Source organism: Kribbella sp. NBC_00709 (assembly GCF_036226565.1).
Taxonomy (GTDB): Bacteria; Actinomycetota; Actinomycetes; order Propionibacteriales; family Kribbellaceae; genus Kribbella.
In genome coordinates, this window is the sequence record NZ_CP108996.1 from 1,212,204 (window position 1) to 1,229,171 (window position 16,968).

The following is a 16,968-nucleotide window of genomic DNA, read 5'->3' on the forward strand; positions in this document are numbered from 1 at the left end:
CTCCCGGATACTGCTGCGCGTGGTCATGCATGCGGGTCAACTGGACGTGACGGTCGAGCTGGTCGAGGGACTGATCCAGGAGCAGTTCCCGGACTGGAGCGGGCTCACGGTCCGGGCGGTGCCTTCGCACGGGACGGTCAACGCGCTGTTCCGGATCGGCGCCGACCTCGTGGCCCGGTTCCCGATCCTGCCCGGTGATGTCGCGAGAGTGCGCGCTGAGCTCGAGGACGAGGCCGATGCAGCGCGGCGGTTGCTGCGCATCTCGCCGTACCCGACGCCGGAGCCGATCGCTCTCGGTACGCCGGGCCTGGGCTATCCGCTGCCGTGGAGCATCTACAGCTGGATCGACGGGACGATCGCGTACGACGCCGACGTCGCCGGATCGACTGCGTTCGCCGACGACCTGGCGCGCTTCGTACTCGCGCTGCGTGCCGAGCCGACCGAGGGGCGGGTGTTCACGGGCTCCTGGCGTGGCGGCGTACTCACCTCGCAGGACGGGTCCGTCGCGGACGGGCTGGAGCGCAGTCGCGGCATGATCGACGTGGACGGACTCGCCCGGTTGTGGGCCGACCTGCGCACGACGCCGCGCACCGAGCCGGACGCGTGGACACACCGCGACCTCATGCCCGGCAACCTGCTGGCCGAGGAGGGCCGGCTCGCGGGCGTGATCGATGTCGGCACGTTCACGGTGTCCGACCCCGCGATGGATCTCCAGCCGGCCTGGAATCTCCTCGATCCGACCGCCCGCGACGCATTCCGCACCGCGCTCGGCAGCGACGACGCCGAATGGCGCCGCGGCATGGGTTGGGCGTTCGCGCAGGCGATCGGCTGTCTCTGGTACTACGTCGAAACCAACCCGGTCATGTCCCGCACCGCCCACCGCACCCTGTCTGCGCTACTCAAAGCCGCCTAGTCACGAACACCCACTCCTTGCCCGGCCGGTCCGGAGCCTCCCGTACTTCGTCAACGACAAACCCGGCCGCCGTCAGCGACTCCTCGACCTCATCCCGCTCCCGGAACCGCAACGTCGAGTCCGACGTGAGGACGGCGTCATCCGACGAGAAGACGTACGTCGCCCGGAACGACACGAACGGCAACTCCACCTCGACCAGCTCGGTCCAGACCTCCACCGTGCCGCCCTCCGCGACCGGCTGCACCTGATGCGTGCCCTCCCGCGTCCACTCCTCCCACGCCCGCCGCGCCGGATCCCGCGTCTCGAACACGAACCGCCCATCAGGCTTCAACGCCGCACGTACGCCGTCCAGCGTCGCCGACCACCCCTCGTCGGTCAGAAACACCTGCGCCACGTTCCCCGTCATCACCGCGAGATCCACCTGCAACGGCGGCAACGTCGTCGCGTCCCCGTGGAGCCACCGCACCCGCTCGGAAAACTCCTTGCCTCGAGCAACCTCCAACGAGGCCGCCGCCGGATCCACTCCGACCACGTCCACCCCGACCCGAGCCAGCCAGCAAGCCAGCTCCCCCGTCCCACACCCGACATCCAGCACGTGCCGAGCCCCGAACTCCCCCACCATCGCGACGTAATGCTCCAGATCCCCCCGCTCCGCATCCAGCGAGTCATAAACCGCCACCAACCGAGGTACCCCGAACAACGCATCAACCATGCCCGCGAGACTAACCCGCCGGTCGACCGCATTTCCTGTGCATTAAGAACTGGACGTAGACATGTACGCATAGGCCACTCCACGCCTGCCGAGGGGCTGTCGAGCGGCCGAAAAGACAACTACCTCCCGTTCTTATGCACCATCACGAGGTCGCGCCGGTGTAGCGGCGCAGCCCGGCTTTCCACGCCAGGGCAGCGAGTGCAGCCGCGGTGATGGCCGCGAGCACTCCGCCGGCCAGTGCTCCTGTCTGCGGGCCACGCAGCAGTGCTGTCGACGGGATCGATGCGATGAGGGCCATCGGGAACACATAGGTGAGGGCGACCCGGATCGGGCGCGCGAAGACGTCCGTCGGATACCGGCCCAACTGCCAAGCGGAGTGGAAGAAGACGTCCAGCTGCAGCTTCGGTGCCCAGAACGCCAGGCATGCCAGCAGCACGCTCAACGCCCAGGTAACCACGAGCCCCGCGACGACAAGCACCAGCCAACTCACCACACCGCCGACGCTCGGCACCTGGTCCGCCGCCGCGATCCCCCAACCCAGCACGCCGATACCCAGCACGAGCTGGATCAAGGCGAGCGGCGAGGACAGCGACAGACTGGCGAGGAACAAACTCGACGCCGGCTGCAACAAGTACGCGTCGAGCTTCCCGTTCCGGATCCCGGTCTCCGGGAACCACGACAGGTTCGGATCGATGAACGTCGCGCGCAGCCCGGTGATCAACTGATAGGTCCCGATCAAGATCAGGAACTGCGCCTTCGACCACCCCACCAGACTGTCCGCCCGCGTGAACACGATCAGCACCGCGGCCACCGCCGTACCGAGTCCGGTGAACGCCAGCAGTACGTCGAACACCAGGTTGACCCGAAACGCCACACTCCGCCGCAGCGCCATCGAGAACCCCACACCCACCAGCCGCAGCAGCTTCACGATCCCACCGCCGTGTACCGCCGTACGCCGGACCGCCAGACGACCGTGACCACAGCCACGAGCACCACCACCCAGATCAGTTGATAGCCAAGCGAGCCCCTCCCGTTCCCGGCTGCGATCTCGGCGGGGAGGCCGCTCATCGCGTAAAAGGGCAGTACCTCGGCGATCCGGCGCCACGTTTCCGGCAGCAGTCCGATCGGCGCCGCCGTACCGCCGAACAGGAACACCAACTGACTGCCGAACCCCACGACCGCATGCACGCGATCGGTCCAGAACGCGGTCAACGCCAGCAGGAACGTCCACAGGAACACGAGCACCGCGGCCAGCACGATGTACGGCGTACTCCGGAGCACCGCCGACCAGTCGAAGCCGACCCGCAACGCGATCCCGGTCAGCAGCACGATCGGTGCCCCGAGCAACGTCAGCCAGGCGCGGATCGCGAGGTTCATCCCGATCACGCCGATCACCACCGGTTGCGGGCGGAGCAGCTCGTGGCTCAGCGTCCCGTCGTAGATCCGCTCGGAGAACGTGTGCTGCTCGAACGACTCGGTCATCAACGTCACCAGGATGACCGCGACGTAGTACCGCGCGATCGAGGGATCATCCGGGTAGACCGCGGACCAGACGAACAACCCGATCAGCGGCGCCACGACCGCCTGCACGACGAGCGTCAGCAGGAACCACCACGCGCCCGACCACTCGAGCACCTCCTGCCGGAGCCGGAAACCGAGTAGTACCGCGGTCCTCATCGCAGCCCCTCGCGATACGCCTGGTCGATGACCTTCTCCAACGGCGGCTCCTCCACCGCGAGGTCGACGATCTCCAGCGCCTGTAGCAGGCGGGCCGTCGTACCGGCGACCTCGTCCCGCGGCACCCGCAGTACCCACTGCCCGTCCGCCTTCTCGACCACCTCGCCGAACGCGGTCGGATCGCCCTGCGTCGAGATCCGGATCAACTTGTACGGCGAGAGCCGGGCGGACAGTTCGGCGAGCGGGCCGTCGTACTGGACGCGGCCGTGGTCGATCAGGATCAGGCGCGGACACAGGGAGGCGACGTCGGCCATGTAGTGGCTGGTCAGGAGTACGGTCGCGCCGGTTTGTTCGACGTACTCCGAGACGAACTCGCGGATCTGGCTCGCCGCGCTGACGTCCAGGCCGATCGTCGGCTCGTCGAGGAACAGCACCTCGGGGCGGTAGCTGAGGGCCATCCCCAGGCCGACCCGCATCCGTTCGCCGAGGCTGAGCGCGCGGAGTTGCCGTTCCAGCAGGGGTTCCAGGTCGAGGAGGGCTTCGAGGTCGGCGAGGGTACTGCGGAACGTGGCGCGCGGGACGTCGTACAGCAGGCGCTGGTACTCGAGGGAATCCAGCACGGTCAGCTCCTGCGATCCACCGACCGGCTGGCTGCCGCGCACGAACGCGATCCGCTTGAGGAATGCGGAGCGGCGGTGCCACGGGACCGTGTCGAGGACGCGGACCTGGCCGCTGGTCGGGTGCAGGATCCCGGAGAGGATCTTCATCGTCGTGGTCTTGCCGGCGCCGTTCGGGCCGATGAAGCCGGACACCTGACCCGGCGCGATCGTGAACGAGACCTGATCGAGGGCTTGGACGGTTTTGTACTCGCGTTTGACCAGGGAGCCGAGCGCGGCACGGAGGCCGCCCTTGCGGACCGGGGCCTGGTAGGACATCGAGAGGTTCTCGACCTGGACTGCAGTCATGTGGGCGACCGTAGGAAGAAAAGACGCCCATTCATGGCTTATTTTCCTGAGATAGTCGGGACATGCGCGCAGAACGGCTCCTCCGGCTCCTGCTGTACCTGCAGACCCGCGGCCAGACGACGGTCGCGCAACTCGCGGAGGCGCTCGACATCTCACCGCGCACGATCCAGCGCGATCTCGAGGTCCTCAGCCTGGCCGGCGTCCCGATCTACTCGATCCGCGGCCGCCGCGGCGGCTGGGCGCTCCTCCCCGACTACCGCACCCGGCTGACCGGTCTCACGCCGTCAGAGGTGATGTCGGTCTTCGTCGGCGCGACCGCCCACGTGCTCGCCGACCTCGGCCTGGACGCCTCCAGCGAGCTCGCCGTCACCAAGCTGATCGCGTCGCTTCCCGAGGGCACCCGCCGCGAGGCCGAGTACGCCCGCCAACGCCTCCTGATCGACCACGCCGGCTGGGACGACCACCGCGAAACCCCTCGCTGGCTGGACCTCTGCCGCCGAGCGGTGTGGGAAGAACTGCGCCTGGCGATCATCTATGGGGACGGCACCGAACCGTTCGAGGTCTCTCCCCTGGGGCTGGTCGCGAAGGCCCGCACCTGGTACCTGGTCGCCGCCCGGACCGACGGCCGCCTCCGCACCTACCGCCTCTCCCGCCTCACCTCGGCCGAGCTCACCGACCGCCCCTTCACCCGCCCACCCGACTTCGACCTGGCCACCTACTGGGCCCAATCCCAACGAGAGTTCCAGGCCTCCCGCCCCTCGTACCCCATCACCCTGAAAGTCCGGGACCACGCCGTACGCCGCTTCCGCCCCACAACCCCCATGATCCCGGCCCCCGACGGCTGGTGGATCATCCACACCGACCTGGAAAACCACCACGAAGCCCGCGCCGCAGTACTGGCCCAAGCCGGCGCCGCCGTAGTCCTGGACCCCGCAGAACTGATCTCCTCAGTCCACGAAGCCGCGCAGGCTTGCGCAGACCTGCACTGTCCGAATGCCTCCTGACGACGTCGAGGCACGATGAGCAACTCTCAGCCGTCTGCCGGCCTGGGGTAGGTGCCCTGGTAGGCGGCGTGGATCTCGGTCCAGAGGTCGCTGAGGGTTTCGGTCAGGTCGGTGAGGCGATCCAGCTCGTCGCGTTCGGAGCCGGCTGCGGTGTGCAGGCTGCGGTACGCCTCCGTGTTGAACTCGGCCGCCGCGGTCGCGACCGCACCTGCCAGGCGGGCCGTCTCCGCCCTGGGAAGGTCCGCCTGGATCGCGCTCAGATAAGCAGCTTCGGCGCGGTCGTAGGCGTCTTCGAACTGCTGTAGGTCTGCCATGCGCTAAGTCCTACCCGTTGCGGCCGAACTCGACCACCGAGCGCTCGAGCTTCAAGGCAGTGAACACCTCTCCGGACGGCGCAGTCACGGCCTCGGGCTCGCCCACCTGACGGTAGCCGGCACTGAGCAGGGTCCGTTGCGAGGCTTGGTTGTCAGGGCTGGTCCTGGCGTCCAGGACGGTCAGCCCCAGACGAGCCGCAAGGCGCGCGGCCGCTGCAAGAGCGTCCCGAGCCGCGCCCCTCCCCCGGCCCCAAGGAGCCAGCCAGAAACCGACCTCGGCCCGGTCCGCCCGCACGTTGAACAGGACGATGCTGCCGAGGAATTCGTCCGAGCCGACGTCGGCGATCGCGAGCACAGCCAAGGAACCGTCCGCCAGCCCGGCCGCGATGTCACCGTCGATCTGCTCCCGGACGATGTCCTCCGTGTAGTCGGAGATCGGCAGGTGCCCGTGCCGCTTGACCGACTCGTCTTTGGATCCCAGAGCGTAGGCAGCAGCATCGCCGTACTCGAGAGTGCGGACCCGGACCTGACCTTCGACACAGGGCAGCGCGCCGAGCATCGTCATCTCTTTCCCTCAGACGTTGAAGCGGAACTCGACGACGTCGCCGTCCTGCATGATGTAGTCCTTGCCTTCCATCCGGACCTTGCCGGCGCTGCGGGCGGCGGTCATCGAGCCGGCGGTCATGAGGTCGTCGTACGAGACGATCTCGGCCTTGATGAAGCCGCGCTGGAAGTCGGTGTGGATGACGCCGGCGGCTTCGGGCGCGGTGGCGCCGCGTTTGATCGTCCAGGCCCGGGATTCCTTCGGGCCGGCGGTGAGGTACGTCTGCAGGCCGAGGGTGTCGAAGCCGACGCGCGCGAGGACGTCGAGGCCGGGCTCGTCGATGCCCATCTCGGACAGCATCTCGCGGGCCTCGTCCTCGTCGCCGAGCTCGACCAGCTCGGCCTCGAACTTCGCGTCCAGGAAGATCGCCTCGGCCGGCGCGACCAGGTCCCGCATCTGCTGCTTCAGCTCGTCGTCGGCGAGCTCGTCGGCGTCGCAGTTGAAGACGTACAGGTACGGCTTGGCCGTCATCAGCATCAGCTCGCGGATCGCGTCGCGGTCCACGTCGGTCGCGATGATCGGCGTACCGGCCTCGAGGTGCTTCTGCGCTTCCCGGACCGCGTCCAGGACGGCGACCGACTCCTTCTTCAGCCGGGCTTCCTTCTCCAGCCGCGGGATCGCCTTCTCGACGGTCTGCAGGTCGGCCAGGATCAGCTCGGTCTGGATGGTGGAGATGTCGTCGGACGGCGAGACCTTGCCGTCGACGTGGGTGACGTCGTCGTCGCGGAACACCCGGGTGACCTGGCAGATCGCGTCCGACTCGCGGATGTGGCTGAGGAACTTGTTGCCCAGCCCCTCACCCTCCGACGCACCGCGGACGATGCCGGCGATGTCGACGAACTGGACGGTGGCCGGGATCACCTTCGCGGAGTCGTACAGCTCGGCCAGCTTGCCCAGCCGCGCATCCGGTACGCCGACGACCCCGACGTTCGGCTCGATGGTCGCGAACGGGTAGTTCGCGGCGAGTACGTCGTTCTTGGTCAGCGCGTTGAACAGGGTGGACTTGCCCGCGTTGGGGAGCCCGACGATTCCAATGGTGAGTGCCACGGGCGTCAAGGTTACGCGGCGAACACCGAAGTACCCCAATCGTCAGAGGACGAACGCCTCCAGTGCGGCGCCGTACCAGCGGTCCATCCGGCCGAGGGGACGCATGCCCAGCCGTCCGCAGACGGCCAGCGAGGCGACGTTGTCCGGGCGGACGACCGCGTAGATCTCACCGACGCCGGCCTTGAACCCGTGCTCGATCGCGCCCCGCGCCGACTCGGTCGCCAGCCCACGGCCCCACGCGTCCGGGTGGAAATGCCAGCCGACCTCGACCTCGCCTCGTCCCGCGCTGCCGTCCGACGGCTCGGGCAAGGGCACCAGCAGCACCGTGCCCGCCACCGTCCCGGTCAAGCGTTCCTCCACCGCCCAGACGCCGTACGTCGTGTCGCGGTTGCGCTCGTTCCAGCGCTCGATCACCTTCGTGGCCGCACCGCGGTCCGGCATCACCCGCGGCTCGGCGCCCAGCCAGCGCGAGACCTCCCAGCGCCGGTAGATGTCGAAGACCCGATCCCCGTCCGTGTCCACCCAGTCACGCACCAGCAGCCGGTCCGTCTCGTACACCACCTTCGGATCCATCACCCACCTCCCAAGGCTGTTCCTATTGGTCCGAACCAGGCGATCGCAAGCAACGTCTCCAGTCTGTGACCACCTGGACAGAACGCACCAGCCTGCCCTCACGCTTCGTGTTCGCCTGCGTGCAATTCCTGCGCTTCGGCTGCCTGGAGGTGGTGTCCTGCCTGTTCCCGGCGTTCCTGTTCGCCGCTCTGGCGATCTCGAAGTACGTCGACCTGCCGATCGCCCGGTACGACGCCTTGCTGATCTACTGCATCGGCCTGACGTTGCTGTTCTGGGTGGTGCGCCTGGAGACGTGGCGCGAGGTGGCGGTGATCTTCGGGTTCCATCTGGTCGGACTCGGGCTGGAACTGTTCAAGGTGAGCGTCGGCTCGTGGCAGTACCCGGGCGACGCGGTGACGAAGTTCGCCGGCGTACCGCTGTTCGCCGGGTTCATGTACGCCGCGGTCGGCAGCTACCTGTGTCAGGCGTGGCGGCGCTTCGATCTCCGCGTCAGCAACTACCGCCCGGTGCTGACCACGGTCTTCGCGGTGCTGATCTATGCGAACTTCTTCACCCATCAATGGCTGCCCGACCTGCGCATCCCGATCGCGCTCGGTCTGCTCGTCATGCTCCGGCGGACCTGGGTTTTCTTCACCGTCGGCGTCCGGCGCTATCGGATGCCGCTGGCGGTGTCGTTCGCGCTGATCGGATTCTTCTTGTGGATCGCGGAGAACGCCGGCACGTTCCTGGACGCGTGGAACTACCCGGACCAGGTGAACGTGTGGCATCTCGTGCACCCGGCGAAGTTCGGAGCATGGTCGTTGCTGGTCAGCATGAGCTTCGTGCTGGTGGCGAGTGTGAAGTCGCTCGAGGGCCGGCTGTACCACCGAGGCACGACCGCAACAGTCGAGATCGCACCGCAACATCACGGTGCCAACCATGCTGACGGGTAAGGCGTCTTCAGTGACGTGAGGCTCCTGAGGGGGAGCTGTTGCTGGGGAACAACCGCCCGATTTGCAAGGGGAGCATGATGTCGCGAAAGTTCGCCGCCTTCGTCGCGACCGGTGTGGCGCTGGCCGTCGTCGTCGGATCGCTGCTGGTCCTGGCCCTCGGCCACCAACGGCAGCCGGAACCGACCGCGGCCACCACGAAAGCCTCGACGAGCCCGACGACACCGTCGCCGACACCGACCGACACACCGACGCTGAACGCACCGCCGTCGACACCGCGCAAGCCGGCGCCGGACCCGACAGCAGCGTTTGCCACAGGCAACAAAAAGGTGCTGTTCTTCAGCTTCGACGACGGACCGGACCCGTTCTGGACGCCGAAGGTGCTGCAGGTGCTGGCCAAGTACGGCGCGCACGCGACGTTCTTCGAGCTCGGCGCGATGCAGACCGCGCACCCGGGCCTGCGCGAGCAGGTGCTTGCCGCCGGCAACACGATCGGCAGCCACTCGATCACGCACCCGCAGCTGACCGCGATCACGCCGGCCCGGCGGCACCACGAGATCTTCGACGGACCGCAGTCGACCTGCTTCCGGCCGCCGTACGGCGCCTCGAACCCGAAGGTCCGCGCCGACATCAAGGCGGCCGGCATGGTGCAGGTCCTGTGGGACGTCGACCCGCGCGACTGGGCCCGCCCCGGGACGAACGCGATCGTGCACAACATCATGACCCACGCGCACAACCACAACATCATCCTGATGCACGACGGCGGCGGCAACCGCGCCCAGACCGTCGCCGCGCTCGACAAGGTCCTCCCGTTGCTGAAGGCCCAGGGCTACTCGTTCCCAGCCATGGACTGCTGACCTGCGCGGGCGCAGAATGCGCCATGGATGCTTCCCGAGAGCTTCACCGCCTGGTGTCTGGTTACCAGGTCACGCAGGCGGTGCACGTGGCCGCGACACTAGGCCTCAGCGACGTACTTGCTGAGGGCCCGAAGACCATGACCGAGCTCGCGGAGGCCACGGGCACCGACAGCCAGTCACTGACCCGTCTGATGCGTGCCCTGATCGCGCTCGGGCTGTACGCCGGTGACGACGGCAAGTACACGAACACCGAGGTGGGCGATGCCTTGCGGTCCGACGCACCGCATCCGATCGCGGGCTGGGTCCGCTTCATCGGTCAGGGATCGCACTGGGCGGCGTACACCGGTTTGGCGGACAGCATTCGCACCGGCGAGACAGCGTTCCCGACCGTCCACGGTGAGCCCGTCTGGGAGTACCGCGCCAAGCACCCATCGGAGCGGAAGCTCTTCGACGGCGCCATGACGTCCATGTCGGGGATGCTGACCGATGCCGTCGTCGACGCGTACGACTTCAGCCGCTACAACACCGTGGTCGATGTCGGTGGCGGGCGCGGGCGGTTGCTGTCCGGCATCCTCGAGCGCTATCCGGCCGTCACCGGGATCCTCTTCGATCAACCCGACGTGGTGGCGGGTGTCGAGGGCTTCCAGGTGGTCGGAGGCAGCTTCTTCGAGAGCGTGCCGTCCGGCGACGCGCTGGTGCTCAAGTCGGTGATCCACGACTGGGCGGATGCCGAGTCGATCGAGATCCTCCGGGTCTGCCGTCGCGCACTTCCCGCCGACGGACGCGTGCTGCTCGTCGAACAACTCCTGGACCGATCCCCCGATCCCGTCCGTACGGCGCTCTCCGACCTCAACATGCTCGTCATGACCGGCGGACGCGAACGCACGGTCGACGAGTACCGCGCATTGCTCGCCGCGGCCGATCTGGAGCTCACCGGCACCGTGCCAACGGCCAGCCCGGCCTTCGTCATCGAGGCGACACCCCGACACCAGGCGTAGTTTTCAGAAACTGTCGGTGGGCTTCGGCACTATCAGTGACATGTCCGGTACGACGGTGTTGTTGGTGCTGCTCTTCCTCGCGGTGGGGCTGCTGCTGGGTGCTGTGTTCGGCGTGCTGTGGGTGCGCGGGCGGGATGGCGCCCAGCTCGCGCGGATCACGGCTGAGCGGGATGCGGCCGAGGACCGCGTGGTCGAGCTGACGCAGGAGCGGACGTCGGTCGGCCAGCAGATGGGTGGGCAGGCCGTCGTCAAGGAGGCGCTGGATCGCCTGCACGCGCAGCTGAATCAGCTCGAGCAGGGGCGGGCGGCCTGGCAGAGCCAGCTGCATCAACAGGTCAACGAGGTGCGCATGAGCGGCGAGGCGCTCCGCCGCGAGACCGCCTCGCTGTCGACTGCGCTGCGCAAGCCGCAAGTGCGTGGACGCTGGGGCGAGCTGCACCTGCGCCGGACGGTGGAGCTGGCCGGCATGGTCGCGCACTGCGACTTCACCGAGCAGACCACGACCGTCGGCGAGGACGGGCTGCTCCGTCCCGACCTGGTCGTGAGGCTTGCCGAGGGCAAGAATCTCGTCGTCGATTCGAAGGTTCCGCTGTCGGCTTTCCTGGAGGCAGCCGAGTCCGACGATGCCGACTTCCGTGAGGATCGCCTGCGAGCGCATGCACGGCATCTCCGCACACACGTCGACCAGCTGGCGGCGAAGGCGTACTGGACCAGGCTGTCGCCATCGCCGGAGTTCGTCATCCTCTTCGTGCCGGGCGAATCGTTCCTGTCCGCGGCGCTCGACACCGAGCCGTCCCTGCTCGAGTACGCCGCTGAGCGCCGGGTGATCCTGGCGACGCCGACGACGCTGATCGCGACCCTGCGCGCCGCGGCGTACGCGTGGAACCAGTCGGCGCTGACCGAGTCCGCTCAGCAGGTGTTCGAGCTGGGCCGCGAGTTGTACGAGCGCCTCAGCACCATGGGCGAGCACCTCGGCCGGGTCGGGCGCTCGCTCACGTCCGCGGTCGAGGCCTACAACGGGACGGTCGGGTCGTTCGAGCGCCGGGTCTTCATCACTGCCCGGAAGCTCCGCGAGCTGCACGTCACCGAGTCCGAGCTGACCGCGATGGAGTCGATCGAGGCCTCGGTCCGGCCGCTCACCGCGCCCGAGTTCCTGGCCATCGAGGACCCCGAGCCCACCAGGCACTGGCCGCCGGCCAGGCCGGGTGAGTCCGGCAGCCAGGTGGTTTGAGCCTGCCACTCGGCCCGGGTGACCCTGTCGGAAAGCCGACAGGGGTGGACTGTTGACAGTCGGTGGTCACTTCACGCAACGATGAGAGCGCTCTCTCGGGGGGCCGACGTGAGGAGGAACCATGCGCTTCAGAACGCGAATGCTGGCTGTTGCCGCGGCCGCCGCGACGCTGGCCGGTGTGCTGTCGGCGAACGCGGACCGACCGGCCGATGCAGCCGTCCCGGCGACGATCCCGTTGACGATCACGAACAACTCGGGCCGCGGCGACACGGTCTACATCTACAACCTGGGCACGAACCTGGCGACCGGCCAGCAGGGCTGGGCCGATGCCGCGGGCACCTTCCACGCCTGGCCGGCCGGCGGCAATCCGCCGACCCCGGCGCCGGACGCGTCGATCGCCGGACCGTCCAACGGCCAGTCCGTCACGATCCAGATGCCGAAGTTCTCCGGCCGGGTGTACTTCTCCTACGGCCAGAAGCTCGTCTTCAAGCTGACCACGGGCGGCCTGGTGCAGCCCGCTGTGCAGAACCCGAGCGACCCCAACCGGAACATCCTGTTCAGCTGGTCGGAGTACACGCTCAACGACGGCGGGCTGTGGATCAACAGCACCCAGGTCGACATGTTCTCCGCGCCGTACGCCGTCAGCGTCAACGGGAACACGACCGGCCACCTCAAGGCCGGCGGCTACAACGCCGTCTACAACGCACTCCGCAACGCCGGCTGGGGCGGTCTGATCCAGACGGCGCCGGACGGTTCGGCGCTGCGGGCGCTCTCCCCGCTGTACGGCGTCGAGACCGGCGCACTCCCGGCGAGCGCGATGGACGACTACATCAACCGGGTCTGGTCGAAGTACAGCTCGGAGACGCTGACGGTCACGCCGTTCGGCGACCAGCCCAACACGAAGTACTTCGGTCGCGTCTCCGGCAACGTCATGAACTTCACCGACGGCTCCGGTGCGGTCGTCACGTCGTTCCAGAAGCCCGACTCGGCCAGCGTGTTCGGCTGCTTCAACCTGCTCGACGCGCCGAACGACCAGGTCCGCGGGCCGATCTCGCGCACGCTGTGCGCCGGCTACAACCGCTCCACCCTGCTGACGAACCCGAACCAGCCCGACTCGAGCGACGCGAACTTCTATCAGGACGCGGTCACCAACCACTACTCCAAGAACATCCACGCCCAGATGGCCGACGGCCGCGCGTACGGGTTCGCCTTCGACGACGTCGGCAACCACGAGGCCCTGGTCCACGACGGCAACCCGCAGCAGGCCGGACTGATTCTCGATCCGTTCAACTGAACCGCTTGACTCCGTGCTCCGTTAGTGGCAACTTACCGTTCGTGGGAACTTACGGATCACTCGAGGCGGCAGGCCCGGTGCTGGACGCGCTGGGCGATCCGACGCGCCGGGTGATCCTCGAGACACTGCGGACCGGCGGGCCGTGCTCGGTCGGTGTTCTGGCCGAGCGCGTGCCCGTCAGCCGGCCAGCGATCTCGCAGCACCTGAAGGTGCTCGGGGCGGTCGGACTGGTGCGGCACGAGTCGCGTGGCACCCGGAACATCTACCGGGTTCACCAGTCCGGCCTCGACGAGCTGCGCAGCTGGCTCGACCGGTTCTGGGGCGACGCACTGGATGCGTACGCCGACCACGTCAGGCGGACCGAGGAGGAACGGACATGAGTGTGGAGCAAGACATCTCGCCGCTGGTGAAGAGCATTGTCGTGCCGGTCGGCGTCGAGCGGGCGTTCGAGGCGTTCACCGCGGAGACGTCGGCGTGGTGGCCGCTGTTCAGCCACTCGGTCGGCGAGGCCGCGGCGAGCGAGGTCCGGATGGAAGGCGCCGTCGGCGGCCGCATCGTCGAGTACGGCGCCGAGGGCGAGCTCGCGACCTGGGGCACGGTGTCGGACTGGGATCCGCCGACGACCGTCGGCTTCAGCTGGCACCCGGGCGGCGATCCGGCCGAGGCCGGTCAGGTGACCGTCACCTTCACCCCGACCGGCGACGGCACCGAAGTACAACTCGTCCACGCCGGCTGGGAACGCCGCGGCGACGGCGCCCGCGCCCGCGTCGGCTACGACACGGGCTGGGACTACGTGCTGGGCAAGTATGTGGAGTTCGCCCGATAGTGGGCACATGACTCCGCTTGACGCTCGTGCTCTGGAGGCTTCGCTGCGGCCGCATGGCGAATCGGTCATGCTGCCGCGCGAGGCGTACACCGATCCCGCCGTCCTCGCGTGGGAACGCCGGCACTTCTTCGCCGGGACGTGGACCTGCCTCGGCCGCGTCGACGAGTTGTCCGACGGTACGACGTACCGCGAGGTGACCGTCGGCGACATCGCGACCGTGGTGACGTTCGGCGAGCGGCCGCGCGCGTTCGCCAACACCTGCCGGCATCGCGGTCACGAGTTGCTGCAACGCGACGAGACCAGCGATCGGCGGGCAGTGGTGTGCCCGTACCACGGGTGGTCGTACGAGCTCGACGGCTCGGTGAAGGCGGCGCCGCGGATGGGCGATTCGTTCGACACCACGCCGTACGGACTGGTCGAGCTACCGGCCGAGGTGTGGCAGGGCTGGCTGTTCGTGAACGCGACCGTTACGGCGACCTCGTTCGCGGAGCACGTCGGCGGCCTGACCGAACTGGTCGCGCCGTACGCGCCGGAAACCCTTGTCTTGAAGGCCCGGCACGCGTACGACGTCGCGGCGAACTGGAAGACGGTCGTGGAGAACTACCACGAGTGCTACCACTGCCCGCTGATCCATCCCGAGCTGTGCAAGGTGTCGCCGCCGACGTCCGGTGACAACTGGAACCTCCCCGGCGCATGGGTCGGCGGTCTGATGGACCTGCGACCGGACGCCGAGACGATGTCGCTCGACGGCCGGTCCCATGGGGTCATGATCGACGGCATCGACCCGCGGCGGGTGAACTACCTCGGCCTGTTCCCCAACCTGCTGATCTCACTGCACCCCGACTACGTGATGACCCATCGCATGGAGCCGCGGACACCGAGCCTGACGGCGATCGAGTGCTCCTGGTACTTCCGGCCCGAGGTCACGGATCCGTCGTACGCGGTGGAGTTCTGGGACATCACGAACCGCGAGGACTGGGCTGCCTGCGAGTCGGTCCAGCGCGGTGCCGAGTCCCCGCACTTCCGCCCCGGACCGCTGGCACCCGCGGAGGACGCCGTCTACCAATGGGTGACGATGCTTGCCCGAGGATATCTGGGGAAGTCGCTCAGTACCCCAGCGTGAAGCGCTTGCGGTTGTGGGCCGGAGTCTCGAGCTCGTCGACCAGCGCGACCGCGTAGTCCTCGGCGGAGATGTGGTCGCCGATCGGCTCGTCCAGGCCGAGGCGGAAGTCACCCGTCCGCTCGCCCGGAGCGATCACGAGAGCCGGGGACAGCATGGTCCAGCTCACGTCGCTCGCCCGCAGGTTCTCCAGCGCCTGCGACACGGTCAGCGACTCGTTCTTGTACTCGGTCGGGAAGTCCGGGCCGTCCACCACCCGGTTGCCGTTGACAACCAAGCTGCCGGCGCCGCCGACCACGATCAACCGGGTCGCCGTCCCCTGTACCGCGGCGATCAGGTTGTCGACCGCATCCAGGTAGTCCTGGTGGTCACCGCCGGTCCGGCTCGGCCCGATCGCCGCGACCAGCGCGTCCGAGGCGGCCACCAGCTCCTTGGCCGCCGCCACGTTGTCGGCGTTCGCCTGCACCGCGCGCACGCCGACCGGCACCTCACCACCCGAGCGGGTGACACCGGTCACCTCGTGGCCACGGCTCACCGCCTCGGCCGCAACCCGGCTCCCGACCATGCCACTTGCTCCGTACACCGCGATCTTCATCGTTGTCCTCTCGTCCGTGATCGCCGCCAACGGTATCTATTGGTAACTGGCTACTTCAACGTGCTATAAGTACCTTGTGGTAACTAAAGGGAACGTGTTCGACCCGAACTGCCCGACCCGGGTGATCCTCGACCGGATCGGCGACAAATGGACGGTGCTCGCCGTCCTGCTGCTGCGCGACGGCCCGCTCCGTTTCACCGAGCTCCGCGACGGCATCGGCCGGGTCGCGCCCAAGGTCCTGACCCAGACGCTGCGCCGGATGGAGCGCGACGGCCTGATCACCCGCGAGGTCTTCGCCGAGATCCCGCCCCGCGTCGTCTACACCCTCACCCCGATGGGCGCCTCCCTGATCGACCCCATCACCGTCCTCACCGACTGGGCCGAGACCCACATGCCGGCCATCACCAAGGCCCAGACGCAGTACGACGCCGCAGTCTGAGCGCCTCTCACTGGGGTGTGCGTCCGGGAGCAGATGCGTGGAGGCTGGCGGGCTGGGCGGCACGCTGGTCGGGCCGTAGATGTACCGACGAACGGGTAGTGCACGCACGATACGACGTACTCGCGGTCACGATCCCGCTCAACTGCGCCGGCGGCGGCCGACCACTACCCGTTCGTAGGTACACCGAGCCTGCCCGCTGTAGGCCCATCGCCCAGGCGCCGACGCCGTACGACGGCGCAGTCTGAACATCACAAGGTCCGCACTGTCGGATTACAGCTCAACCTTTCGGAACCCTTGTCTCATCACACTCCTGACCGGATGAGACAAGGGGTGTGGGATGGATCCAGGACGGGATCGGGAGTTCGCGGACTTCGTGGACGGACGGTTCACGGCGTTGCAGCGGTTCGGGTACTTGCTGACCGGGGAGTGGCATCTGGCCGAGGATCTGGTGCAGACCTCGCTGACCAAGGTGTGGTTCCACCGGAACTCGCTGCGCAGCGGGAACGCGCTGGAGAGCTACACCCGCACAGTCATGGTCAACACCAGCACCCAGTGGTGGCGGCGCAAGTGGAAGGGTGAGACGCCGACGGAGCATCTCCCCGAGCCGGCGGCACAGTCCTCGGGGCATTCGGAGTACGGCGTCGTGGACGACCGCGATCTGTTGCTCAGGGCCCTCGCCACGCTCCCCCGCCGTACCCGCGCGACGCTGGTCCTGCGGTACTTCGAGGACCTGCCCGAGGCCGAGATCGCGCAGATTATGGGCTGTTCGCTCGGCACCGTGAAGAGCAACGTGTCCCGCGGCCTGGCCAAGCTCCGCGATCACCACCTGGTCGCCGCCGTCTCCGCCCCTGCCCAGAAGGAGGGCTGAGT

The 16,968-nt window shown here is 68.0% G+C and carries 21 protein-coding genes; 12 read left to right on the forward strand and 9 right to left on the reverse strand.

Features of this window, described 5'->3' with window-relative positions; translation table 11 throughout:
- Nucleotides 1-25 precede the first annotated feature (25 nt).
- Nucleotides 26-913, forward strand: a complete 888-nt coding sequence (locus OHA18_RS05790) for an aminoglycoside phosphotransferase family protein (RefSeq protein WP_329006068.1) — start codon at nt 26-28, stop codon at nt 911-913.
- Here the strand turns inward: OHA18_RS05790 and OHA18_RS05795 are convergent.
- The 4 genes from OHA18_RS05795 to OHA18_RS05810 all read right to left on the reverse strand — a co-directional run bounded on the left by OHA18_RS05795 (nt 900) and on the right by OHA18_RS05810 (nt 4,267).
- Entirely contained in the window at nt 900-1,625 is a 726-nt protein-coding gene (locus OHA18_RS05795) for a class I SAM-dependent methyltransferase (RefSeq protein WP_329002651.1), read from the reverse strand. The genes OHA18_RS05790 and OHA18_RS05795 overlap by 14 nt on opposite strands.
- A 142-nt stretch (nt 1,626-1,767) precedes the next feature.
- Nucleotides 1,768-2,553 (reverse strand): ABC-2 family transporter protein, encoded by a 786-nt coding sequence (locus OHA18_RS05800; RefSeq protein ID WP_329002652.1) that lies wholly within the window; start codon nt 2,551-2,553, stop codon nt 1,768-1,770.
- The gene (locus tag OHA18_RS05805; protein WP_329002653.1) at nt 2,550-3,302 is read right to left on the reverse strand and encodes an ABC-2 family transporter protein; all 753 of its coding nucleotides are present in this window, start codon (nt 3,300-3,302) and stop codon (nt 2,550-2,552) included. Before OHA18_RS05805 ends, OHA18_RS05800 begins: the two co-directional genes overlap by 4 nt.
- Nucleotides 3,299-4,267, reverse strand: a complete 969-nt coding sequence (locus OHA18_RS05810; RefSeq protein ID WP_329002654.1) for an ABC transporter ATP-binding protein — start codon at nt 4,265-4,267, stop codon at nt 3,299-3,301. Before OHA18_RS05810 ends, OHA18_RS05805 begins: the two co-directional genes overlap by 4 nt.
- Nucleotides 4,268-4,329: 62 nt before the next feature.
- On the opposite strand from OHA18_RS05810, the gene OHA18_RS05815 reads away from it, so the two are divergent.
- Nucleotides 4,330-5,271, forward strand: coding sequence for a helix-turn-helix transcriptional regulator (locus OHA18_RS05815; protein ID WP_329002655.1), 942 nt, complete (start codon nt 4,330-4,332; stop codon nt 5,269-5,271).
- A gap of 26 nt (nt 5,272-5,297) precedes the next feature.
- Here the strand turns inward: OHA18_RS05815 and OHA18_RS05820 are convergent, their stop codons facing one another.
- From OHA18_RS05820 to OHA18_RS05835, 4 genes are read right to left on the reverse strand one after another with little or no spacing between them, the layout of a single operon-like run.
- A complete protein-coding gene (locus OHA18_RS05820) occupies nt 5,298-5,585 on the reverse strand; it encodes a hypothetical protein (protein ID WP_329002656.1) in 288 nt (95 codons plus the stop codon).
- 10 nt (nt 5,586-5,595) lie between these two features.
- Nucleotides 5,596-6,150 carry a GNAT family N-acetyltransferase gene (locus OHA18_RS05825; RefSeq protein ID WP_329002657.1) on the reverse strand — a complete coding sequence of 185 codons (555 nt, stop codon included), beginning with the start codon at nt 6,148-6,150 and terminating at the stop codon, nt 5,596-5,598.
- 9 nt (nt 6,151-6,159) lie between these two features.
- Nucleotides 6,160-7,236, reverse strand: coding sequence for a redox-regulated ATPase YchF (gene ychF, locus OHA18_RS05830; RefSeq protein ID WP_329002658.1), 1,077 nt, complete (start codon nt 7,234-7,236; stop codon nt 6,160-6,162).
- 42 nt (nt 7,237-7,278) lie between these two features.
- Complete coding sequence (locus OHA18_RS05835; protein WP_329002659.1) at nt 7,279-7,809, reverse strand: GNAT family N-acetyltransferase; 531 nt, start codon at nt 7,807-7,809, stop codon at nt 7,279-7,281.
- A gap of 65 nt (nt 7,810-7,874) precedes the next feature.
- Here OHA18_RS05835 and OHA18_RS05840 point away from each other — a divergent pair, with 65 nt between their 5' ends.
- The 8 genes from OHA18_RS05840 (at nt 7,875) to OHA18_RS05875 (ending at nt 15,067) form a co-directional block, all read left to right on the forward strand.
- Complete coding sequence (locus OHA18_RS05840) at nt 7,875-8,741, forward strand: DUF817 domain-containing protein (RefSeq protein WP_329002660.1); 867 nt, start codon at nt 7,875-7,877, stop codon at nt 8,739-8,741.
- Between the two features lie 77 nt (nt 8,742-8,818).
- A complete protein-coding gene (locus OHA18_RS05845) occupies nt 8,819-9,595 on the forward strand; it encodes a polysaccharide deacetylase family protein (RefSeq protein WP_329002661.1) in 777 nt (258 codons plus the stop codon).
- Between the two features lie 23 nt (nt 9,596-9,618).
- Entirely contained in the window at nt 9,619-10,593 is a 975-nt protein-coding gene (locus OHA18_RS05850; protein ID WP_329002663.1) for a methyltransferase, read from the forward strand.
- 40 nt (nt 10,594-10,633) lie between these two features.
- Complete coding sequence (locus OHA18_RS05855) at nt 10,634-11,824, forward strand: DNA recombination protein RmuC (RefSeq protein WP_329002664.1); 1,191 nt, start codon at nt 10,634-10,636, stop codon at nt 11,822-11,824.
- Nucleotides 11,825-11,945: 121 nt separating this feature from the next.
- Entirely contained in the window at nt 11,946-13,118 is a 1,173-nt protein-coding gene (locus OHA18_RS05860; RefSeq protein ID WP_329002665.1) for a glycoside hydrolase family 64 protein, read from the forward strand.
- A gap of 41 nt (nt 13,119-13,159) precedes the next feature.
- Nucleotides 13,160-13,498 carry an ArsR/SmtB family transcription factor gene (locus OHA18_RS05865; RefSeq protein ID WP_329002666.1) on the forward strand — a complete coding sequence of 113 codons (339 nt, stop codon included), beginning with the start codon at nt 13,160-13,162 and terminating at the stop codon, nt 13,496-13,498.
- Entirely contained in the window at nt 13,495-13,944 is a 450-nt protein-coding gene (locus OHA18_RS05870) for an SRPBCC domain-containing protein (protein WP_329002667.1), read from the forward strand. Before OHA18_RS05865 ends, OHA18_RS05870 begins: the two co-directional genes overlap by 4 nt.
- 7 nt (nt 13,945-13,951) lie before the next feature.
- Entirely contained in the window at nt 13,952-15,067 is a 1,116-nt protein-coding gene (locus tag OHA18_RS05875) for an aromatic ring-hydroxylating oxygenase subunit alpha (RefSeq protein WP_329002668.1), read from the forward strand.
- Here the strand turns inward: OHA18_RS05875 and OHA18_RS05880 are convergent.
- The gene (locus OHA18_RS05880) at nt 15,051-15,659 is read right to left on the reverse strand and encodes an NAD(P)-dependent oxidoreductase (RefSeq protein ID WP_329002669.1); all 609 of its coding nucleotides are present in this window, start codon (nt 15,657-15,659) and stop codon (nt 15,051-15,053) included. The genes OHA18_RS05875 and OHA18_RS05880 overlap by 17 nt on opposite strands.
- 76 nt (nt 15,660-15,735) lie before the next feature.
- Here OHA18_RS05880 and OHA18_RS05885 point away from each other — a divergent pair, with 76 nt between their 5' ends.
- On the forward strand, nt 15,736-16,098 hold the full coding sequence (locus OHA18_RS05885; protein ID WP_329002670.1) for a winged helix-turn-helix transcriptional regulator: 363 nt from the start codon (nt 15,736-15,738) through the stop codon (nt 16,096-16,098).
- A gap of 337 nt (nt 16,099-16,435) precedes the next feature.
- A complete protein-coding gene (locus OHA18_RS05890; protein WP_329002671.1) occupies nt 16,436-16,966 on the forward strand; it encodes a SigE family RNA polymerase sigma factor in 531 nt (176 codons plus the stop codon).
- The last annotated feature ends 2 nt before the right edge of the window (nt 16,967-16,968 follow it).